The following is a 20,882-nucleotide window of genomic DNA, read 5'->3' as shown; positions in this document are numbered from 1 at the left end:
CAGCGTAACGCTTTCACGAAGTCATTCGCGTGGGGCGCGATAGTCTTCGTGACATGCGCCACAAGCCTTGCCGACCGGTCCAAATGCGCCCTTTAGTGCATCAAGGCCATCCCCGGCGACAGCGGCAAGTGCCACCGTTGCTGTCCCAAGGTCGGCATTGTCCTGCTCGAACCCCGCGAAATCGGTCCAGATTTCAGGCTTGGCACGGCTGCCCTCGACGCTGGTATCGGTACCTTCGACCCAATAGCCATCCTGGCTGATGCTGGCGACAGCGGCGAGGTTGGTCGCAGCGGTTGCCGCGGCGGCGGCATCATATGGTGCCTTGTCCTGCGCCATTGCCCCCAGGATGCCGAGGTTGAAGGAATAAAGCTGCATGTGTCCGTTGCGGACTTTCATGGCTTTTTCCTGATCCCCACTCAGGTGACCGCCGGCAAGGGCGGCGCTGCCAAGCACAGCAAGTGTTGTGATCGTGAGAATTGCGTTGCGACCGATTATCATTGGGGTTCTCCCTTGTTGGTGCGTGACCTAGGGTAAACCTGATTGGCCGAAGATGCGTGCTCAAAAAATATGCACAAAAATGGTGCGTCAGCGCACGGATGCTTCTTCGCGTGGTCTGTGAAGAGGGCGGGAAGGGTGGCCCGCGGATCTCAGGCGGTTTCGTCGGTGAACCGCACCTTTCCGATATAGGGCAGGTTGCGGTTGCGTTGGGCAAAATCGATGCCGTAGCCCACAACAAACTCATCGGGGATTTCAAAACCAGTCCAGTCCGCCCGAAAATCAACCTCGCGTCGTGCAGGTTTGTCGAGCAAGGCAATGGAGCGCAGCCGCGCGGGATGTTTGGTCTGAAGATAATGGCTGACATGGCTCAACGTGTGCCCGGTATCGATGATATCTTCGACGACAAGGACGTCGCGCCCTTCAATCTGTCCGCGCAAGTCCTTGAAAATGCGCACTTCTCGACTGCTTTCCATGGCGTCGCCATATGACGAGGCCTCAAGAAAGTCGACCTCGACCGGGAGGTCAAGTTCGCGCACCAGATCGGCGATAAACACGAATGATCCGCGTAACAGACCGACGACCACCAGCTTGTCCGTTTGGGCAAATTCGGTCTGAATCTCTTTGGCAAGATCCTCGATCCGGGCCGCGATGGATTTGGCGCTGATCATTTCGTCGATGACATAAGGTCTGTGCGGCATGTGGACATCTCGCGCGTTAGTGGGTTGATTTTTCGGGCGGAGTTTACGACATCCAGTGGTGAAGTCACCCGTGAAAGCCTGTTGATGCCGACCCATTCCGAGACCAAGACGCTGCCTTATTCAGCGCAGCAAATGTACGATCTGGTCGCCGATGTGGCCAATTATCCGAAATTCCTGCCATGGACCGCCGCCGCCCGCATTCGCAGTGTGACTGAGGAGGGCGAAAAACAGGTGATGCTGGCTGATCTGGTCATTTCCTTCAAGGTGTTTCGCGAGACATTCGGCAGCCGCGTCACGCTGTGGCCCGCGCACAAAAAGATCGGGACGGAGTATCTGGACGGGCCGTTTCGCCATATGGAAAGTGAGTGGAATTTCAAGGATGTAGAGGGCGGATGTGAAGTGTCGTTCTATGTCGACTTTGAATTCCGCAACAGGCTGCTGCAGGGTGCCGCGACGATGTTTTTCAATGAGGCGATGCAGCGCGTTGTCCGGTCGTTTGAACGGCGGGCCGCGGAGCTTTATGGCTGATGGGCGCGCCGGGGATGCAGATCGAGGATCAGCTTGCCCGCTTTGCGACGACCAATATTCTGGATGATCATGCCCGCCGGATCATGCGGCTTTCGATCTTTGACTGGGTGGTCTGCGCGCTGGCAGGGCAGAATGAGCCAGTGGCCCGGATTCTGCTGCGCAAGGGGCGTGACGAAGGCGGCACGCCGCAGGCGACGGTTATTGGCGGTGACAAGCTGCCAGCAGCACGGGCAGCACTGATTAACGGCGCGACCAGTCATGCGCTAGATTATGATGACACCCATTTTGACCATATCGGCCATACCAGCGTTGCGGTTGTGCCTGCCGCACTGGCCACGGCGCAGGCGCAGGGCCGCAGCATGGCGGAGTTCGTCGATGCGGCGCTGATCGGGTCCGAGGCGGCGGTGCGGGTGGGCACATGGCTCGGCCGCGATCATTATCAGGTCGGATTTCATCAGACAGCGACATCGGGGGCGTTTGGGGCGGCGCTGGCCAGTTTGCGTCTGATGGCGGCTGAACGGCCCGTGATCGTGGCGGGTCTGGGCCTTGCTGCGACCCGTGCTGCGGGTCTGAAGTCGCAATTCGGGACCATGGGCAAGCCGCTGAATGCCGGGCTGGCAGCAGAAGCGGGGGTTGAGGCCGCACAATGGGCGGTGGCGGGCATGACATCGGCGGATCGTGGGTTGGGCGGACCGTTGGGGTTTGGCGCGACGCATCACGGGCATGCCAATGCGGCGGCCCTTGACGGGTTGGGCGATGAGTGGCGCATGAAATCGGTCAGCTACAAATTCCATGCCTGTTGTCATGGGCTGCATGCCATGCTGGAGGCGTTGGGATCGTTGCAGCTTGATCCCGCACAGGTGGCGCAGGTGCAGATTTCGACCCATCCGCGGTGGATGTCGGTCTGCAACAAACCGGCCCCGCAGACCGGGTTGGAGGCAAAGTTCAGCTATGCACAGACCGCCGCGATGACGCTGGCCGGCGTGGATACGGGTGCAATTCAGTCATTCAGCGACGACATTGCGACCCATCCTGCGCTGACGGTTCTGCGGCAGCGTGTGCAGGTCGTGGACGACGACACACTGACCGAGATGCAGGCGCGGGTGGTGGTCACGATGGTGGATGGGGGTGAGTGGCACGCGTTTCACGATCTGGCCGCGCCGGTGCCTGTGCAAGAGCTGGAACACAAGCTGCGCCACAAGGGGCGCGCGTTGGTTGGTGCGGATCATGCTGAGCGGCTATGGGGGGCGATCAACGGTGACAGCCTGTCGGCTTACGTTGATCTACTGGGTGCCCCGGACCTGATGGACGGGTCCGAGAGCGTTGATATCATGCGAAAAACGCTGGACGGATTTACGAGTTGAACTCGTAAGCGCGTTCGCCATGGACGCTGAGGTCGAGGCCGTTCACCTCTGTTTCGTGATCGACCCGCAGGGATGTAACCAGACGGCAGACAAAGATCAGCACGGTGGTGATGACGATTGTGTAGACACCGACGATGACAAGCGCGCCAAGCTGGGCCGCCCATGCGCCGGCACCGAAGGCCGCGATCATGATCGTGCCGAAGATACCGCCAACACCGTGGACGGCGAAAACATCAAGCGTGTCGTCGATCTTGAACACGTTGCGGATCAGCACGACGGCCTCCTGACAGAGGATACCGGCGATGGAGCCGATGATCAGCGCCTCGACCGGGCCGACAAACCCGGAGGCCGGTGTGATGGACGCAAGGCCCGCGATGGTGCCGGTGACCATGCCAACAAGGGAGGATTTGCCGAACTTGACCCGTTCCCACAGCGCCCATGTCAGCGATGCGGCAGCGGCAGAGATATGCGTGACGGTGATCGCCATGGCCGCACCGCCATCCGCGGCGAGTTGACTGCCGCCGTTGAAGCCGAACCAGCCGACCCACAGCATGGCAGCCCCGATCATGACCATGCCGGGATTATGCGGTGGTTTGGACGGATCGCGCCGCGCGCCAAGGAAGATCGCGAGAATGAGGGCGGCGAGGCCCGCCGTTTCGTGCACCACCACGCCACCGGCGAAATCGCGCACACCGGTTTCGCCGAAAATTCCACCATCGGCCAGCATGCCGCCACCCCAGACCCAATGCACGACGGGCGCGTAGCAGAGCAGCATCCAGAGCGATGAGAAGAGCAGCACAAAACCGAACCCGATCCGTTCGACATAGGCGCCTACGATCAAGGCAGGGGTGATGATGGCGAATGTCATCTGGAAGGCAAAGAACAGGATTTCCGGCAGCGTGCCTGACAGCGTGTCGGCATCGATGCCTGCAAGGAACATCTTGTCCAGCCCGCCCCAGTATCCGCTGTCACCGGATCCGAAAGCAATGGAATAGCCGAATGCGAACCACAGAATGCTCATCAGACAGGCGATGGCATAGCAATGCATGAAAACGCTGAGCACGTTACGGGCGCGCACCAGCCCGCCGTAAAACAGTGCCAGGCCCGGCAGTGTCATGAATAAAACAAGCGCCGTGGCCACGATGATCCACGCAGTGTCCGCTCCGTTCATTGTCCCTTCCTTCCGTCATTGGGGTATCCCGTGCGGGGGTTAGGGCGGATTCGGAATGCTTGGAAAAGTGGCGGGTGTGGCCCGGTGTGCTTATCTTTGCGGCAATTATGACAACGCACCATTTTAGTGCGCGTTTGGCGGCTCTTGCCTAATTATCGGGCGCATATGAATCGACCGCCTGCTGGAGCAACGCAAGTGCATGTTCTGTCGCCACCCGCCGCACCTTGTCGCGCCCCAATGCCCCGAAATCGCAGGTTTCGGTCCTGGTCATGCTGGGGCTGGCCACGCCAAAGCAGACCCGCCCTTCGGGTTTGTGGTCGGACCCGCCGGGCCCTGCGATGCCGGTGATCGACACCGCGATCCGGGCGTCCGATTGCGCCAGCGCGCCTGCGGCCATTTCGGCGGCGACCTGTTCGGACACCGCGCCATGGGCGGCAAGCGTCGCATCGGCCACCCCCAGCATCTGCCTTTTGGCGGCGTTGGTATAGGTGACAAAGCCCCGGTCGAAAACATCGGAACTGCCCGGAATGTCGGTGATGGCCGCGCTGACCATGCCGCCTGTGCAGCTTTCCGCAGTGGCGATCATCAGGCCCTTTGCCCGGGCAGAATTGAGCAATGCGCTGGCGTCCATGATCAGAAGATATGGTAGAGTGCTGCCAATCCAATGACGCCCAGTGCGGCAAAAACGCCCGCGATCACGTCATCCAGCATGACCCCGGTCGGCCCGTGCATACGGTCGGCCCAGCCGACCGGCCCCCATTTGGTGATGTCGAACAGCCGGAACAGCACGAATGCTGCGATCCAGCCGGGCCAGAGCCCGGTGATATCGCTGGCGGCGTAATAAGCGCCGAAGGCTACGGGCAGCAGGGCGATCCACTGGCCGCAAACCTCGTCTATGACAATCTCTGACGGGTCGTGATTGTCCTTGCCTTTGGTTTCGACGGCGGTGGCCCATACCCCAATGAAATATGACGCGATGGCCCCCACCACCAATCCCCATGGACCGGTCAGAACATAGATCGCCCAGGCCGCAGGAAGGGCTGCCAGCGACCCCCATGTGCCCGGTGCGGGGCGCAGATGGCCGACATAGAAGAACGTGGCGATAAGGTGGGTCATGGTTTTACCAACGTGACGGTGGCGAGGGCGGCGATCCCTTCGCCCCGGCCGGTAAAGCCGAGCCGTTCGGAGGTTGTGGCCTTGACGCTGATCCGGGTTGCCTCAAGCCCCATGATCCGGGCCATGGCGGATTTCATCGCGGGCTGATGCGGCCCGATCTTGGGGTATTCGCAGACCAGCGTGCAATCCGCATTGCTGATCCGGTAGCCGTTTTCGGCGGCAAGGCTGACTGCATGTTCCAGAAAGATATGGCTGGCCGCACCCTTCCATTGCGGATCGGACGGGGGGAAATGCTGGCCGATATCGCCCAAGCCAAGTGCCCCGTAAATCGCATCGGTCACTGCGTGTATCCCGACATCGGCGTCGGAATGTCCCTGCAAGGCGCGGTCATGCGGCACCTGCACGCCACACAGCCAGACATGATCGCCCGGCCCGAACCGGTGTACGTCATAGCCATTGCCGCATCTGACATCCATTTGATATCCCATCATTTTTTCAGCTCTGGCAAGGTCGCCCGGCATGGTGATTTTGATGTTCTCTTCATCGCCTGTCACGATGGCCACGTCCAGCCCAGCGGCGCGGGCAACCGCTACATCGTCTGTCGCGTCAGCGGTATTGGCGCGATGTGAGGCGAGAAGAGGGGCGAGGTGAAAACCCTGGGGGGTTTGTGCGCGGTAAAGCCCATCGCGGTTCTGCATGCCGGTGACCTGTCCGTTTGCGCCGTGCCAGAGGGTGTCGGTGACAGCAATGGCCGGTGCCGCACCGTCATGTGTGTCGAGGGCGGCGAGCACATCGTCAATGATCGTGGGGCTGATCAGCGGTCGGGCGGCATCGTGAATCAGCACGATGTCAGCATGGCCTTCTGCGGCTTCCAGTCCCGCCAGAACCGAGGCGCGGCGCGTTTCTCCGCCCCTAACAATGTCGGCGGCGGGGTCTGATGGCCAGAGATTGGTTTCCACATCATCGGGGTGAAGCACGAGGATCAGTTTATCGATGAGGGGGTGATCCGCGAAGGCTTTCATCGCGTGGGCGGCGACCGTACGATCCCCAAGCTGTTGCCATTGCTTGGGGATTTCCCCACCGGCCCGTGTGCCGCGCCCGGCGGCAACGATAATGGCTGCTGTTGTCATGGTCATCCCGTCATTCCTTGGCACAGGTTTAGGGGGTGTGATGCAAACACGCAATTCGTCAGTTTTTCGACCAGAATGCACAATATTTAGGCACATGCTGGTTTTTTCGTATTTCTTGACGCTGGTTTCGTTGTGGCGCCCCGTGTTTCCTCTTACTTCAAAGGCAACGCATACCCTTTAGGCGAATGACTGTTCCATTGGCACACGGCGATATGATCCAACTCGACAATGTGGTTTTGCAACCACCGGTCGCGCTTGCTCCGCTTGCGGGGATCACTGATTTGCCGTTTCGCCAATTGGTCGCGTCATTCGGGGCAGGGTGGGTTGTCAGCGAAATGGTAGCCAGTCAGGAAATGGTGCAGGCCAAGCCGGGGGTGCGTGAACGCGCCGAACTGGGGTTTGATCAGGCGGGCACTGCCGTGCAGATCGCCGGGCGCGAGGCCTGTTGGATGGCCGAAGCCGCCCGCATGATTGAGGCGAACGGCGCGGCGATGATTGATATCAACATGGGCTGCCCGGCCAAGAAGGTGACCAATGGATATTCGGGATCGGCCTTGCTGCGCACGCCTGATCACGCGCTGACATTGATTGAGGCGGTCGTGAATGCGGTTGATGTGCCGGTGACGCTGAAGACCCGGTTGGGATGGGACGATGATTGCCTGAATGCGGCAGATGTCGCGCGCCGCGCCGAGGATGCGGGGATCCGTCTGGTGACTATTCATGGACGCACCCGGTGCCAGTTTTACAAGGGCAATGCCGATTGGGCAGCGATCCGGGCGGTGAAGGATGCGGTAAGCATTCCGGTGATCGCCAATGGCGACATCGTTGATGCCGCGACTGCGCGCGACGCATTGCGTTTATCCGGGGCAGATGGCGTGATGATCGGGCGGGGCGCGCAGGGGCGGCCCTGGCTGCTGGCGCAAGTCGCGGCTGATCTGTATGGGCGTTCAGCGCCGAAGGTGCCACAGGGCGACGATCTGATTGACCTGGTGTGCCGTCACTATGAGGCGATGCTGGCGTTTTACGGCGAAGAGCTTGGCCGCAAGGTCGCGCGCAAGCATCTGGGCTGGTATATGGATGATGCCCGTACCGAACCTGCGCTGCGCAAGGCCATCCTGACCCATATCAGCCCCCGCGATGTACTGCGCGATCTGCCTAATGCCCTCAGCATGAGGCAAGCCGCGTGATTGTCGATACAGCACTGTGGTCGTCCTTGCCCGTTCCGGCGCTTTTGCTGGACGCGGACGATACCATCATTCTTAGCAATCCTGCCGCTGAGAGCTTTCTGAATATGTCGGCCAAGTCGCTGAGCGGTCAGCGGCTGTGGGAAAAGGTGATGATCGACGCTCCGCTTGAGGCGCCGTTCGCGCGCGCGCGCAAGAACCGCACGTCATTGTTCGTGAATGATGTGGATGTGGGCGGAGGGGAACGGCCCCCTATGCTGTGCAACCTGCAATTCGCGCCGCTGCAGGGCACCGAAGACGCGATGATCGTCATGATCAGCCCGCGCGAGATTGCCAGCCGCATCAACCAGAACCATTCGTCCGAAAAGGCCGCGAAATCGGCGATCGGCATGGCCGAGATGCTGGCGCATGAGATCAAGAATCCTCTGGCCGGTATCACAGGTGCCGCACAGCTTTTGTCGATGGGGTTAAGCCCGGAAGATCAGGAGATGACAGATCTGATTGTAGAGGAGAGCCGCCGGATCGTGAAACTGCTGGAGCAGGTGGAGCAGTTCGGCAATCTGCGCCCGCCGGTGCTGAAACCGGTCAATATCCACGATGTGCTGGATCGCGCGCGACAGTCCGCCGCCGTTGGCTTTGGCGCCCATATGCTGTTTATCGAAGAGTATGATCCGTCATTGCCGCAGACGATTGCTGATGCGGACCAGCTGTTACAGGTGTTTTTGAACCTGCTCAAGAATGCGGCTGAGGCGAACAAAGCAGGGGGCGCGATCCGGCTGCATACCTTCTACGACGCGTCGTTGCGCGTGCATCGGTCAGATGGGACGCAGTCCCGGCTGCCATTGCAGATCGAGATCATTGATGATGGGCCCGGACTGCCCCCAGAGATTGCCGACGACATTTTTGAGCCGTTCATATCCGGCAAAGAGAATGGGACTGGGCTGGGGCTTGCCCTCGTTTCCAAACTGATCGGTGATGCGGGTGGTTGGATTTCGGTCGATAGTGTGCCGGGTCGGACAGTGTTTCGCATCTCACTGCCGCTTGCCCCCAAAGACATCCAAACAGGAGAGAATTGATGGACGGAACCGTTTTAGTTGCCGATGACGACCGGACAATCCGGACTGTCCTGACCCAAGCCCTGACCCGGGCGGGCTGCAAGGTGCATGCCACGTCATCCCTTGTGACGCTGATGCGCTGGGTGGATGAAGGGAAGGGCGATCTGGTGATCTCGGACGTGGTGATGCCTGATGGGAACGGGTTGGAGCAATTGCCCCAAATCTCTGAGGCGCGGCCCGGTTTGCCGGTGATTGTGATCTCCGCGCAGAACACGATCATGACGGCGATTCAGGCAGCGGAGGCGGACGCCTATGATTATCTGCCAAAACCGTTTGATTTGCCTGACCTGATGAAACGGGCCGCGCGCGCGCTTGAGGTCAAGCGCCGGGCACCTGTGACACGTGCCGGGACTGCCGGCGCGGCTGAGCAGGGGGATGATCTGCCATTGGTGGGGCGTACAGCGGTGATGCAGGCACTGTATCGTCTTGTGGCCAGGGTGATGAACACGCAGTTGCCCGTATTGATTACCGGCGAAAGCGGCACAGGCAAGTCATTGATTGCCCGCGCCGTGCATGATTTCTCTGATCGCCGGAGCTTGCCTTTTGTCACTGTCGCCGCCGCCGACCTGGAGGGGATGGATGGCCCATCGACTGTATTGAGCCGGGCGAAAGGTGGGTCGATTCTGTTTGATGAGGTCAGCGACCTGACCGATGAAGCGCAAGGCCGGATCGTGCGGATGCTGGATGCGCTTGGCGACAATGCCCCGCGGATCATGGCGACATCGCAATCTGATCTGATGGCCCGCATGGAAGAAGGCAAGTTTCGCGAAGATCTATTCTATCGTCTGGGCGGGGTTACGGTTGACGTGCCATCACTACGCGAACGGGTCGATGATATTCCGCTGCTTGCCGAGCACTTTCTGGCACGGGCGGAACGTGACGGGGCACCGGCACGACGGTTTGGTGATGCGGCGCTCGATCTGGTGCGCGCCTATAGCTGGCCCGGTAACGTGCGCCAGTTGGAAAACGCGGTACGACGGCTGGTCTTTACAGCCGCCGAGGACGAGATCACGCGATCTGAAGTGGAAATGGTCTTGGGCAACCAGCCCGCGATCGAACCGCTACGCTCCGGCGGCGAGGGTGAGAAGCTGTCGGCGAGCGTGGCCAAGCACCTGCGGCGCTATTTTGATCTGCATGGGGGGGTGTTGCCGCCGCCGGGGCTTTACAACCGGATCCTGAAAGAAGTTGAGGCGCCGCTGATCGAAATTGCTCTGGATGCAACCGGTGGCAACCAGGCAAAATGCGCTGATTTGCTGGGGATCAACCGGAATACCTTGCGTAAGAAGATCACTGACCTCGATATCCGCGTGACACGACGCCGTAAGTTGATGTAAAACCGCAACAGAACCGTGGCGGTGCTGCGTCAACGTAGCATAAAGACCACAGAATTTGGCGGTATCGTGAGGGTGACCTCACCTCAGTAGCAGGGCTTGGCGCGTGCGGCGTACCCTTTTGGGACTGAATTTCCAGCGCTTCAGCCGGTGGCAGCGCCAGCGTCATGTACGCAATGCGGTGACCGTCGGTCTGGTGCTGTTGGCGCCGATTCTTGCGGCGATCACCTATTTTGTTGTTGGACCTTTGGATCAGGGTGCTGCATCCGCGCAGTTGCGTATGGTGCTGCTGGTCGACCTTGTTTACGTGCTGGTGGTCATGGCGCTTGTGATGGGGCAAGTGGCCCGCATGGTCGCGGCGCGCCGGGCGAAATCGGCTGGGTCGCGCCTGCATCTGCGGCTGACCGGGGTTTTTGCCCTGTCGGCCCTGATCCCCACCGTTCTTGTGGCCGTCTTTTCAGTCTTGCTGATTTCCATCGCGTTGGAAGGGCTGTTTTCAGAGCCGGTGGGCAATGTTCTTCGCACCTCTTTGACGACGGCAAGAGCCTATGAAGATGAACACCGGCAGGAACTGAGCCGCGATGCGCGGGTCTTGGCCGGTAATCTGAACCGCGAACGTCAGGCCAACCTGTTTATGGATGACGGAGAAGTGCGCCGTGTTCTGGGTGAGGTCCAAACACAGATCAAACTTGGTCTGAGTGAGGCCTTTGTTCTGGATGCCCTTGGCAATATCACCGCCCGCGGCCTGAACTCTTATGAGTTTGGGTATGAATTGCCCGACCCAGACGCATTTGAGCAGGCGGACAAGGACGGTCTGGCGATTATCGAAGATTTTGAGAATAACGAATTTCGCGCTTTGGTTCCGCTGCCCGCCTTTCCCGACCGATACCTTTACGTGACTCGCGAGGTCGACGGGAGTGTGTTGTCCCTGCTCGATGATACGACTGAAACGGTGGAGCAATACGAAGAATTGGCCAATGAACGTGGCCAGCTTCTGTTCCAGTTTGGCCTGCTTTATCTGGGCTTTGCGGTAATCCTGATCCTTGGCGCGATTTGGGGCGGGCTGTGGTTTGCAGAGCGTCTGTCGCGGCCCGTGGGGCGGCTGGTGTCAGCATCGCAGCGCGTTGGATCGGGCGATCTGGATGTGCGTGTTATCGAGGATGATGGCGATGACGAGATTTCGCAGCTGGGCCATTACTTCAACCAGATGACCAGCCGGTTGAAAGGGCAGAGGGACGAATTGCTTGAAACGAACCGTTTGACCGAGCGGCGCCGGCGTCTGTTCGATTCCGTGCTGAGTTCTGTCACATCCGGGGTGGTTGGTCTGGATCCGGATGGCCGGGTCGCCTTTGTCAATCCGTCGGCAAAGCGTCTGCTTTCGGTCGGACCGGATCTGGCCGACAGTGCCTTGTCCGTCGCCGTGCCTGAATTTGCAGATCTTTTCGAGCGTGTTCGCAGCGCCAACAGCGACGGTGTACAGGATCAGGTGAACCTCTTGCGCAAAGGCCAGCAGGAAAGCCTGCTGGTTCGCATGTCACCGCGCCAGAACGCTGACGGTGCGCTGGAAGGGTATGTGGTGGCGTTTGACGATGTAACCGATCTGGTCAGCGCCCAACGGATGGCAGCGTGGGGCGATGTGGCCCGCCGCATCGCGCATGAAATCAAGAACCCGCTAACGCCGATCCGTTTGTCGGCGGAGCGTATTCAGCGAAAGTTCGGCAAACATGTTGGTGAGGATGCGGCGACGCTGGAACAAATGACAGATGTTATTGTCAGGCAAACCAATGATTTACGGCGTATTGTTGATGAATTTTCGAAGTTTGCGCGCATGCCGGAACCCAAACTGACGGTAAGCGACCTGACCAAACTGACAAATGATGCGGTGGCACTGCAGCGGGCCGGTCAGCCGGGTGTGAAAATCAAGGCGGATCTGCCGAAAGAGGCCATTCTGGCGGAACTGGACGGTACGATGATTTCGCAGGCGCTGACAAATCTGATCAAGAACGCTGGCGAAGCGACCGAAACATACATTGAAAAGCATGGGCGCGACGGATACCAACCAGAGGTGCGTGTCGCGATGTCGCACACGGAAAATACGGTGACGATCACGATCACCGATAATGGCATTGGTTTGCCGGAAGACCGCAGCCGCCTGTTTGAACCCTATGTGACAACACGTGATAGCGGTACCGGGCTTGGCTTGCCGATCGTCAAGAAAATCATCGAAGAGCATGGCGGCACCCTGTCGCTGACAGGCGCAGACAAGTTCGACCGGCAAAACCACGCGGGTGCCTGCGCCACAATCCAACTTCCTGTGATGCGAGCGGGCACGCAGGCAACAAAAATACCAGCATGAGGGCAAAGATGGGCGATATTCTGATCACTGATGACGAACGCGATATCCGAGAGCTGATTTCCGAAATCCTACAAGACGAAGGATACACCACCCGGCTTGCCGGAACATCCGACGAATGCATGGCGCAGATCGCGGCCGAACCGCCTGCACTAATGATTTTGGATATCTGGCTGAAAGACAGCAGCATGGATGGCATCGACATTCTGAAATCCGTCAAGCGCGATCACCCAGACATCCCGATTGTGATCATTTCCGGTCACGGCAATATCGAAATTGCGGTCGCAGCCATCAAACAGGGCGCTTATGATTTTATCGAAAAACCCTTTAATATCGATCAGTTGATGGTTGTCATACGTCGCGCAATGGAGACATCACGGTTGCGTCGCGAGAATCTGCAACTCAAGCGTGGCGAGGTCGCCGGCGCCGAGATGTTGGGCGACAGTGCGGCCTTCCGTAATCTGAAATCGCAATTGGACAAGGTGACGAAGTCAAACGGACGGGTGATGCTGACCGGCCCCGCCGGTGTCGGCAAGGAGATTGCGGCACGCTATATCCACGCCAACTCCAACCGGTCGTCCGCACCGTTTGTGACGGTCAATTCCGCCTCGATCGAGCCTGACCGTATGGAAGAAGTGCTGTTCGGTCGCGAGGACAGCGGGCGGGGTATTGAACCGGGACTGCTGGAAGAAGCCAATGGCGGGGTCATTTATTTTGACGAAGTGGCTGATATGCCGTTGGGCACGCAGTCGAAAATCCTGCGAGTTCTGGTCGATCAAAGATTTCAGCGGGTGGGGGGCACCGACAAGATTCAGGTGGACCTGCGCGTGATCTCCAGCACGAACCGCGATCTGCCAGCAGAGATTGAGACAGGAAACTTTCGCGAGGAACTGTATCACCGTTTGAATGTGGTTCCGATCGCTGTGCCGTCCCTTGAAGAGAGGCGCGAAGATATTCCGGTTCTGGCCGAACATTTCATCGAGGTTTTTAACAAAGCACAGGGCCTGCCGCTGCGCAAACTGGCAGATGATGCGCGGGCCTTGCTGCAAACCATGTTGTGGCCGGGTAATGTCCGCCAGTTGAAGAATGTCGTGGAACGCGTTCTTATTCTTGGTGAAAATGGCGATGATATTACCGCCAAGGAGTTGCCATCGGCAGAGGATGCTGGCAGCGAGGAAGGGCGGATCGTTCTGGCGGGGGGCCTTGCTACACTGCCGCTGCGCGAGGCGCGTGAGTTGTTCGAGCGCGAATACCTGCTGACCCAGATCAACCGGTTTGGTGGGAATATCAGCCGCACGGCCTCTTTTGTGGGGATGGAACGGTCGGCTTTGCACCGCAAATTGAAATCGCTGGGGGTTGTGACCACAAATAAGGCGGGCGGCCGCGTTGCCTATGTTGAAGGCGACGCATAATGAAAGTCATCATTTGCGGCGCAGGCCAGGTTGGCTGGCAGATTGCCCGCCATTTGTCCGGCGAAAACAATGACGTAACCGTTGTTGATAACAATCCGGAACTGGTACGCCGCGCGACGGATACGCTGGATGTGCAGGGGATCGCCGGGTTTGCGAGCTACCCTGATATCCTGGACCGCGCCGGGGCCAGTGACGCCGATATGATCATCGCCGCCACCCATTCGGACGAGGTGAATATGGTCACCTGTCAGGTGGCCCATTCGGTGTTTGCGATCCAGCGCAAGATCGCGCGCCTACGCGCGCAGAGCTATTTGGACGCGATTTATTCCGATCTTTATCGCCGTGACCACCTGCCTATTGATGTCGTTATCTCACCCGAGAAGGAGGTGGCGGAGGCCGCTTTGCAACGGCTGGCCGCCCCTGCCGCGTTTGATACGGAAAGCTTTCTGGAGGGGCGTGCGCAGCTATTGGGGATTACGATTGACGATGATTGCCCGGTCATAAATACGCCACTGCGCCAGCTCACAGACCTATTTTCGACCCTGCGTGCGATTGTGGTTGGCATTCGCCGCGATGGTGCACTGTTCGTGCCAGCCCCCGGCGACCAGATCTTTGCGGGCGATGATTGCTATATCTTCACCGTGACGGAGGATATGACCCGTACACTGGAGATCTTCGGAAAAACCCAGTCGAAACAAGAGCGTATCGTCATTATTGGCGGTGGGAATGTTGGTTTGGGTGTTGCGCAGGCGCTTGAGGCCCGGACAGAACGCGTGCGCGTCAAGGTGATTGAGAAAAACCGCGTTTGCGCCGAACGCGCTGCCGATGCCTTGGACCGCACGATTGTGCTGAATGGCGATGGGCTGGATAGCGGTCTTTTGGAAGAGGCGAACATTGCGACGGCCGATGCCGTTCTGGCGGTGACGGATGATGACAAAACCAACCTGTTGGCGTCGGTCCGGGCCAAGGAAATGGGCTGCCCGATGTCGATATGTCTAATCAATGATCCAACGCTTGTTCCACTGATGGGGCCGTTGGACATTGACGCCTATATCAATCCGCGGGCGACAACAGTGAGTTCAATCTTGCGCCATATCCGCCATGGCCGGGTGCGCGGCGTCTATTCTATCGGTGATGCCGAGGCAGAGGTGATCGAGGCGCAGGTGTTGGGCACGTCTCCTATATCAGGTCAGCGGATCAAGGACGTCTCATTTCCCGAAGGCGCAATTGTCGGTGGTGTCGTCAAGGGCGGCAAGATCGTCAAACCAACCGGTGAAACGCGCATCGACGAGGGTGACGTCATCACCATCTTTGCCATGGCAGAAGACGTACCCGAAGTTGAGCGCCTGCTGCAGGTAACGATCGACTTTTTCTGATGAGCTGGATCACGCGCCTGCCATTCTTTGTGGTCCTGATGGGCTTTGGCGCGTTGGCGATGCTGGTACCTGCTGCGCATGGTGCCATCATGGAAGATTTCATGACCATGCGCGTGTTCTTTTACGGCTTTATCCTGTTTTCCATCCTCACACTGATGATCGCGCTTGCAACAGCAGGCTATACGCCCCCCAGCGTTGCCCGCAGTCAATTGGTAGGCCTGTTGGCGGCCTTTACCGTGTTGCCGTTGATGTTTGCCGTCCCGTTTTACGAGGCGGTCGGAAATACGAGTTATATCAATGCATGGTTCGAAATGGTGTCGAGTTTCACCACCACCGGGGCCACTGTTTACGAAAATGCTGGTCGTTTGACCCCGTCATTGCATCTTTGGCGGGCGTTGGTGGGTTGGTTAGGTGGACTGCTGGTCTGGATCACCGCCGTTTCCATTTTCGCCCCCATGAACCTGGGCGGGTTCGAGGTACGGGCGGCAGCCGGTGGCAGCGGCGGTGCGGTCAGGTCGTTCACGCAGATCGCAAAGATCGCCGACCCATCCGAGCGGCTTGTGCGGTATACCCTGACACTGACGCCGATCTATGCGGGGCTGACGCTGGCGCTGTGGATCGGCCTCGTGATCTTGGGAGAATTTCCTTACATCGCGCTTTGCCACGCAATGTCGGTTCTATCGACATCCGGCATTTCACCGATTGGCGGATTGTACTTTGCCGCCTCCCGGTTTTGGGGTGAGTTGCTGATCTTCTTTTTCTTTGCCTTTGCGCTGTCGCGTTTGACATTCAGCCGGGGGCTGACGGGGGAGGGAGAGCAAGGATTGCGCCGGGATCCGGAGTTTCTGACCGCGCTGGTGTTGATCGGGTCAGTTACCGCATTGCTGTTTCTGCGCCATTTTATCGGTGCGTCTGAAACTGAGGAACGCGCGAATCTGGTTGAGGTTGCTTCGGCTCTTTGGGGCGCGCTCTTTACGGTTACGTCTTTCCTGACGACAACAGGTTTCGAGTCTCATTATTGGGACGGTGCGGCGGACTGGTCTGGGTTGGATACGCCCGGTTTGTTCCTGATTGGCATGGCCCTGATCGGGGGCGGGGTGGCCACTACTGCGGGCGGTGTCAAATTGCTGCGCATCTACGCGCTTTATCGTCATGGTGAGCGTGAGCAGGAACGTCTGCTGCATCCCTCATCCGTTGGTGGCGGCGGAAGGGAAGCGCGACGCATTCGCAAACAAGGCGCCTTTATCTCGTGGGTGTTTTTCATGCTTTTCGCACTCAGCATTGCGACTATCATGCTGCTGCTGTCACTGACCGGGGTACAATTTGAAACGGCGATGGTGCTGGCGGTGTCTGCATTGTCGACAACCGGACCGTTGGCGTCGGTCGCTGCAGAAACCCCGATTTCATATGCAGGCATTCCCGACGGCGCAAAAGCGATCCTGGCGGCGGCCATGGTTCTTGGACGGCTTGAAACACTGGCGATTATCGCACTTTTCAACCCTGAAATCTGGCAGCGCTAAACACCAGAAAAACAAGTGCTTTTTTGGGCTGGAAACTCTGGTACGGCCACGACATACTGCAAAATGAACGATGGGGGGCCGTTGCGCGGCCGCAAGAATAAAAAGGGTGACGTAATGGCCGCCGATAAAGCGAACCTGCAAGACGCATTTCTCAACCATGTCCGGAAAACAAAGGTCCCTGTGACTATTTTCTTGGTGAACGGCGTTAAGCTGCAAGGCGTGATCACGTGGTTTGACAGCTTTTGTGTATTGCTGCGCCGCGACGGCCAGTCCCAATTGGTCTACAAGAGCGCCATTTCCACCATCATGCCAGCGCAGCCGATCAGTCTTTACGAAGGCGAAGAATAAGATTGCTGGAACACGATCAGCCCATCACACGGGCTTGGGTACTGCATCCTGATCTGAAATCCGACACGACACGCCGCGATGCAGAGCCTGCATTGGAAGAGGCTGAGGCACTGGCCGCAGCCTTGCCTAATCTGGAGGTCGTGGATGGGTCAATCGTGCGGCTGCCCAAGATCCATCCGGGGATGTTGTTCGGCAAGGGCAAGATCGAAGAGCTGAAGGCCATATTCAAGGCGGCAGAGATCGAATTGGTTCTGATTGATGGACCGGTTACGCCGGTTCAGCAGCGCAATCTGGAAAAAGCATGGGGCGTGAAACTGCTGGATCGCACTGGGCTGATCCTGGAGATTTTCAGCGACCGGGCACGCACGTCAGAAGGTGTGCTGCAGGTCGAGATGGCCGCACTGTCTTATCAACGAACCCGCCTTGTCCGCGCCTGGACCCATCTGGAACGGCAGCGGGGCGGGTTGGGTTTTGTCGGCGGTCCGGGTGAGACGCAGATTGAGGCGGACCGCCGCGCCATTGATGAACAACTTGGCCGTCTGCGCCGTCAATTGGCCAAGGTGGTCAAAACCCGTGAGTTGCACCGCGCATCGCGCGCCAAGGTCCCGTTCCCGATTGTTGCGCTGGTCGGCTACACCAATGCCGGCAAATCGACATTGTTCAACAGGCTGACCGGGGCCGAGGTGTTGGCCAAGGATATGTTGTTCGCGACGCTTGATCCCACCATGCGCAAGATCGTCCTGCCGACCGGTGACGAGGTCATCATGTCGGACACGGTGGGTTTCATCAGTGATTTGCCGACCGAATTGGTCGCCGCCTTTCGCGCGACATTGGAAGAGGTTCTGGACGCAGATCTGATCATGCATGTCCGCGATATCAGCCATCCGCAAACCGAAGAGCAGGCGCAGGATGTCAACGCGATCCTGCATAATCTGGGCGTTGCGGATGAGGCGCCGATGATCGAGGTCTGGAACAAAATCGACCTGATGGAAGGCGATGAGCGCGAGGCGATGCTGACGCAAGCCGCACGCACCAATGATCTGTTTGCGATCTCCGCCGTGACGGGCGAGGGGCTGGATGCGTTGTTGGCGGCGATCCCTGATAAGCTGAAAGACCCGCGCAGCGAGGCGCGGTTGCATCTGTCGTTTTCAGAAGGGCGCAAACGGGCATGGCTGTTTGAGCAAGGCATTGTCACCGATGAACAGCAGGATGACGATGGTTATGCCATGACGGTATTCTGGACCGCCCTGCAGCGGGAACGTTTCGCGCGCCTTTAATTGGCCGGCCGCAGCACTGAAATCCCTACAGCCGCTGCGCGCGCCAGGTCGGGATCCAGTGACATGGGGATGTATTCACCACGCCGCCAAAGCTCACCCAGATTATCATAGTAGCGCGACAGCGGATGTCCTGACTGTCCGGTCGCGCTGATAAAGACCGAGCTGTCGGGATCGGCAAAGTCGTAGACCCCGCGATAGCCCGCAGCATGTACATTCTGAAACGGGGCGGGGCCTGTGCCAGATGTCTTGCCTCGCTGCAGCGTGTGATCGCCGCCGCTGGTCGACTGGCGAATATTTACGATCCAGTTCAGGATCGGAGTAGAGCCTAATACAGGATGATCGTGGGTTGCCTGATGCGCGTCGCCCCAACGGACAGCCTCAATCGCCTCGCCATGGTTTTCGGTGATCCAGAGCAGCGCCTCATCCAGCGCCTGTCTGGCGATGTCGGTACAGGTTTCAATCGGGGCGGATTGGATCACGTCACACCAAACGCTGGCCCCGTCAATGTCGCGAAACACCCGTTCGATGAAAATCGGGTCTGCGTGGGTGAACTCCGGGGCAAGTGGGCCCAGTTCATCGCGGATCAGACGCTTGTTCAACTCGCGGAGCCATGCCGCGTAGATCAGCGGCTCTGGCAGGTGTTCGTTCATTTCGCCGTTCCACGCGGTCAGCAGCAGCAGCGCGTCCTGCCGCCGCCGTTCGGGCGTGCCCGCAGGTGCCGCATCGCCGGTATAGGCCAGATTGGCGGTCATCAGGGATGTCAGCGTGCGCGCGGTAAAGCTGACGGTGTCCAGTTGCGCCTCGATAAAGCTGTCGCGGGTATGGACACCACGCGCCTGCATCAGCCGCCGCCACCGATAGATGCGCTGCGTATCGCCCCACAGATGCGAGACATGCTGCGGGAATTCCCGGTCGATGGTCTTGTTGTTGGTATTGCCCAGAATCCCGCCTTCGGGGTTCACAAATTCGGGGTTGTCGCTGTAGGGAAACCGGCCTTTCCAGCGGTTTTCGGGCAGATAGCCAAAGCTGGGCAAACGCCCCTGGCTTTGATGTGCGGCATCACGGGCGGGCAAGGCGCCAATGGTTTTCATCGCGATCCGGTTCCGGTCGGCGATGGTCAGGTTCTGCGCGGGGGCGATGTAGTCCTCGCCCGCGGCAATAGCTGCCGTGATCGTTTGCGCGCGCATGATCTTCATGGCGGCCGACATGGAGGTGTCGCGGTTTGACAACGCGCTCCATGCTATGGAAGTGACATGCCCTGGTGGGGTGATGGTGCCAAGGTCAAACTGATTGGCCGGCATGACTGGACCATTCGCTGTCCAGCGCAGCCTTAGTGTGACGGCGGGGGCGTCTTTGACCGTGATGATGCTGTCGCGGCTGCGGAAAGGAACCCAACCGCTGACATCCCGATATTCGTTGGGATTGTTCGGGTTGACCTCTTCGATCAGGATATCCTGATCATCGACATAGGCGGATGTGATGCCCCAGCCCAGATCGGCGCTGCGCCCGCTGAGGACAACCGGCATGCCGGGGATCGTGCCGCCGATCACCCCGCCAGAGGACAGTTCCAGCCGCGCCAGATACCAGATCGTCGGTGCGGTCAGCCCCAGATGCGGATCATTGGCTAGCAACGTGGCCCCGGTTGCGGAACGGGCGGCGTTGGCGGCCCAGGCATTGGATGCACCGGCCAGTTCGCGCGGCTTGATCGGCGACAGCGGGTCGTAAGCCATGCGCGTGTTGGGGGTAAAGGCGGGGACGCCGGGGATCAGTTCGGCATATTCCGGGAGGGCCGCGACCCCGCCTGTCGGATCGTCAGGCATGATATCGGCCAGCCGTTCGTTGCTGATCAGTAGGGACGTGCGGGCGCGCAGCACCTCGTTTTCCAGATGCGATGACAGTTGCAGCGCCATCAGCTTCATGATTGCCAGACTGTCTGCGGGCTGCCACGGGGCCACGGGATGGCTGAACAGCCACATTTCAGGCGCGCCGCGCCCACGGGCCCCGGCGTTGACTTCGTTGAGCCAGGCATTCACCCCGGCAGAGTAGGCGGTAAGGGCGGATTTGGTCTGGTCATCCTGCGCATCGACCGACGAAACCGCCAAACTATAGATATCAAACCGGCGCAGCACTTCATCAATGCCAACCGTGCGTTCGCCGAACAGTTCCGACAGGCGGCCCTGTGCGGTGCGCCGCAGCATGGTCATTTGCCACAGCCGGTCCTGTGCGTGGGCATAGCCAAGAGCGAAATACACGTCCTCGTCCCGCTGACCAAAGATGTGCGGCACATTGGCATTGTCGCGCACGATTTCGACGGGCGCACTGATGCCATCGACCACGCTGCTGGCGTTGTAGTCGGGCAGGGAACGCGAGGCGAAATAATACGCCAGCACAAGGGCCGCGACAGCGGCGAAAATCAATGCTGAGGCGAGCCGGACCAGCCAGCGAAAAATCAGAGCCATGC

Annotated in this window: 18 protein-coding genes; 11 read left to right on the top strand and 7 right to left on the bottom strand. The window is 59.2% G+C overall.

Annotated elements, in window-relative coordinates; genetic code table 11:
* Positions 1 to 21 precede the first annotated feature (21 nt).
* Positions 22 to 498 (bottom strand): c-type cytochrome, encoded by a 477-nt coding sequence (locus ACFWW4_RS08010; RefSeq protein ID WP_411890359.1) that lies wholly within the window; start codon positions 496 to 498, stop codon positions 22 to 24.
* A gap of 149 nt (positions 499 to 647) precedes the next feature.
* Positions 648 to 1,196 (bottom strand): hypoxanthine phosphoribosyltransferase, encoded by a 549-nt coding sequence (hpt, locus tag ACFWW4_RS08005; RefSeq protein ID WP_411890358.1) that lies wholly within the window; start codon positions 1,194 to 1,196, stop codon positions 648 to 650.
* An 84-nt stretch (positions 1,197 to 1,280) separates the two neighbouring features.
* On the opposite strand from hpt, the gene ACFWW4_RS08000 reads away from it, so the two are divergent.
* Both ACFWW4_RS08000 and ACFWW4_RS07995 read left to right on the top strand, forming a co-directional pair.
* Positions 1,281 to 1,724: a type II toxin-antitoxin system RatA family toxin gene (locus ACFWW4_RS08000; RefSeq protein ID WP_411890533.1), complete on the top strand. Its 444-nt coding sequence runs from the start codon at positions 1,281 to 1,283 to the stop codon at positions 1,722 to 1,724.
* Positions 1,724 to 3,088, top strand: coding sequence for an MmgE/PrpD family protein (locus ACFWW4_RS07995; protein WP_411890357.1), 1,365 nt, complete (start codon positions 1,724 to 1,726; stop codon positions 3,086 to 3,088). Before ACFWW4_RS08000 ends, ACFWW4_RS07995 begins: the two co-directional genes overlap by 1 nt.
* Here ACFWW4_RS07995 and ACFWW4_RS07990 read toward each other — a convergent pair.
* The 4 genes from ACFWW4_RS07990 to ACFWW4_RS07975 all read right to left on the bottom strand — a co-directional run bounded on the left by ACFWW4_RS07990 (position 3,078) and on the right by ACFWW4_RS07975 (position 6,505).
* Complete coding sequence (locus ACFWW4_RS07990) at positions 3,078 to 4,259, bottom strand: ammonium transporter (RefSeq protein WP_411890356.1); 1,182 nt, start codon at positions 4,257 to 4,259, stop codon at positions 3,078 to 3,080. The two genes, ACFWW4_RS07995 and ACFWW4_RS07990, sit on opposite strands and share 11 nt — an antisense overlap.
* A 148-nt stretch (positions 4,260 to 4,407) precedes the next feature.
* Positions 4,408 to 4,890 carry a CinA family protein gene (locus ACFWW4_RS07985; protein ID WP_411890355.1) on the bottom strand — a complete coding sequence of 161 codons (483 nt, stop codon included), beginning with the start codon at positions 4,888 to 4,890 and terminating at the stop codon, positions 4,408 to 4,410.
* 2 nt (positions 4,891 to 4,892) lie between these two features.
* Positions 4,893 to 5,375, bottom strand: a complete 483-nt coding sequence (locus ACFWW4_RS07980; protein WP_411890354.1) for a phosphatidylglycerophosphatase A — start codon at positions 5,373 to 5,375, stop codon at positions 4,893 to 4,895.
* Entirely contained in the window at positions 5,372 to 6,505 is a 1,134-nt protein-coding gene (locus ACFWW4_RS07975) for a bifunctional 2-C-methyl-D-erythritol 4-phosphate cytidylyltransferase/2-C-methyl-D-erythritol 2,4-cyclodiphosphate synthase (protein ID WP_411890532.1), read from the bottom strand. The genes ACFWW4_RS07980 and ACFWW4_RS07975 overlap by 4 nt, the downstream gene beginning before the upstream one ends.
* A 185-nt stretch (positions 6,506 to 6,690) precedes the next feature.
* Between ACFWW4_RS07975 and dusB the strand changes: the two genes are divergently transcribed.
* From dusB to hflX, 9 genes are all read left to right on the top strand, one after another.
* The gene (gene dusB / locus ACFWW4_RS07970) at positions 6,691 to 7,692 is read left to right on the top strand and encodes a tRNA dihydrouridine synthase DusB (protein ID WP_411890353.1); all 1,002 of its coding nucleotides are present in this window, start codon (positions 6,691 to 6,693) and stop codon (positions 7,690 to 7,692) included.
* On the top strand, positions 7,689 to 8,765 hold the full coding sequence (locus ACFWW4_RS07965) for a two-component system sensor histidine kinase NtrB (protein ID WP_411890352.1): 1,077 nt from the start codon (positions 7,689 to 7,691) through the stop codon (positions 8,763 to 8,765). Before dusB ends, ACFWW4_RS07965 begins: the two co-directional genes overlap by 4 nt.
* Complete coding sequence (locus tag ACFWW4_RS07960; RefSeq protein ID WP_411890351.1) at positions 8,765 to 10,138, top strand: response regulator; 1,374 nt, start codon at positions 8,765 to 8,767, stop codon at positions 10,136 to 10,138. Before ACFWW4_RS07965 ends, ACFWW4_RS07960 begins: the two co-directional genes overlap by 1 nt.
* Positions 10,139 to 10,241: 103 nt before the next feature.
* Positions 10,242 to 12,491 carry an ATP-binding protein gene (locus ACFWW4_RS07955; RefSeq protein WP_411890350.1) on the top strand — a complete coding sequence of 750 codons (2,250 nt, stop codon included), beginning with the start codon at positions 10,242 to 10,244 and terminating at the stop codon, positions 12,489 to 12,491.
* Positions 12,492 to 12,499: 8 nt separating this feature from the next.
* Entirely contained in the window at positions 12,500 to 13,900 is a 1,401-nt protein-coding gene (locus tag ACFWW4_RS07950) for a sigma-54-dependent transcriptional regulator (RefSeq protein WP_393928928.1), read from the top strand.
* The gene (gene trkA / locus ACFWW4_RS07945; RefSeq protein ID WP_411890349.1) at positions 13,900 to 15,276 is read left to right on the top strand and encodes a Trk system potassium transporter TrkA; all 1,377 of its coding nucleotides are present in this window, start codon (positions 13,900 to 13,902) and stop codon (positions 15,274 to 15,276) included. The genes ACFWW4_RS07950 and trkA overlap by 1 nt, the downstream gene beginning before the upstream one ends.
* A complete protein-coding gene (locus ACFWW4_RS07940) occupies positions 15,276 to 16,796 on the top strand; it encodes a TrkH family potassium uptake protein (RefSeq protein WP_411890348.1) in 1,521 nt (506 codons plus the stop codon). Before trkA ends, ACFWW4_RS07940 begins: the two co-directional genes overlap by 1 nt.
* A gap of 114 nt (positions 16,797 to 16,910) precedes the next feature.
* Positions 16,911 to 17,144 carry an RNA chaperone Hfq gene (gene hfq / locus ACFWW4_RS07935; RefSeq protein WP_007204924.1) on the top strand — a complete coding sequence of 78 codons (234 nt, stop codon included), beginning with the start codon at positions 16,911 to 16,913 and terminating at the stop codon, positions 17,142 to 17,144.
* 5 nt (positions 17,145 to 17,149) lie between these two features.
* Entirely contained in the window at positions 17,150 to 18,421 is a 1,272-nt protein-coding gene (hflX, locus tag ACFWW4_RS07930) for a GTPase HflX (protein WP_411890531.1), read from the top strand.
* Here hflX and ACFWW4_RS07925 read toward each other — a convergent pair.
* Positions 18,418 to 20,880, bottom strand: a complete 2,463-nt coding sequence (locus ACFWW4_RS07925) for a penicillin acylase family protein (protein ID WP_411890347.1) — start codon at positions 20,878 to 20,880, stop codon at positions 18,418 to 18,420. The two genes, hflX and ACFWW4_RS07925, sit on opposite strands and share 4 nt — an antisense overlap.
* Positions 20,881 to 20,882: the final 2 nt, after the last annotated feature.

Origin of the sequence: Yoonia sp. SDW83-1 (assembly GCF_046762885.1) — a bacterium.
Taxonomy (GTDB): Bacteria; Pseudomonadota; Alphaproteobacteria; order Rhodobacterales; family Rhodobacteraceae; genus Yoonia.
This window is presented reverse-complemented; position numbering and strand designations above follow the sequence as displayed.

Coding starts and splice junctions, on each gene's coding strand:
- ACFWW4_RS08010 (WP_411890359.1), bottom strand. CDS start 498: ATGATAATCGGTCGCAACGCAATTCTCACGATCACAACACTTGCTGTG.
- hpt (WP_411890358.1), bottom strand. CDS start 1,196: ATGCCGCACAGACCTTATGTCATCGACGAAATGATCAGCGCCAAATCC.
- ACFWW4_RS08000 (WP_411890533.1), top strand. CDS start 1,281: ATGCCGACCCATTCCGAGACCAAGACGCTGCCTTATTCAGCGCAGCAA.
- ACFWW4_RS07995 (WP_411890357.1), top strand. CDS start 1,724: ATGGGCGCGCCGGGGATGCAGATCGAGGATCAGCTTGCCCGCTTTGCG.
- ACFWW4_RS07990 (WP_411890356.1), bottom strand. CDS start 4,259: ATGAACGGAGCGGACACTGCGTGGATCATCGTGGCCACGGCGCTTGTT.
- ACFWW4_RS07985 (WP_411890355.1), bottom strand. CDS start 4,890: ATGGACGCCAGCGCATTGCTCAATTCTGCCCGGGCAAAGGGCCTGATG.
- ACFWW4_RS07980 (WP_411890354.1), bottom strand. CDS start 5,375: ATGACCCACCTTATCGCCACGTTCTTCTATGTCGGCCATCTGCGCCCC.
- ACFWW4_RS07975 (WP_411890532.1), bottom strand. CDS start 6,505: ATGACAACAGCAGCCATTATCGTTGCCGCCGGGCGCGGCACACGGGCC.
- dusB (WP_411890353.1), top strand. CDS start 6,691: ATGACTGTTCCATTGGCACACGGCGATATGATCCAACTCGACAATGTG.
- ACFWW4_RS07960 (WP_411890351.1), top strand. CDS start 8,765: ATGGACGGAACCGTTTTAGTTGCCGATGACGACCGGACAATCCGGACT.
- ACFWW4_RS07950 (WP_393928928.1), top strand. CDS start 12,500: ATGGGCGATATTCTGATCACTGATGACGAACGCGATATCCGAGAGCTG.
- trkA (WP_411890349.1), top strand. CDS start 13,900: ATGAAAGTCATCATTTGCGGCGCAGGCCAGGTTGGCTGGCAGATTGCC.
- ACFWW4_RS07940 (WP_411890348.1), top strand. CDS start 15,276: ATGAGCTGGATCACGCGCCTGCCATTCTTTGTGGTCCTGATGGGCTTT.
- hfq (WP_007204924.1), top strand. CDS start 16,911: ATGGCCGCCGATAAAGCGAACCTGCAAGACGCATTTCTCAACCATGTC.
- ACFWW4_RS07925 (WP_411890347.1), bottom strand. CDS start 20,880: ATGGCTCTGATTTTTCGCTGGCTGGTCCGGCTCGCCTCAGCATTGATT.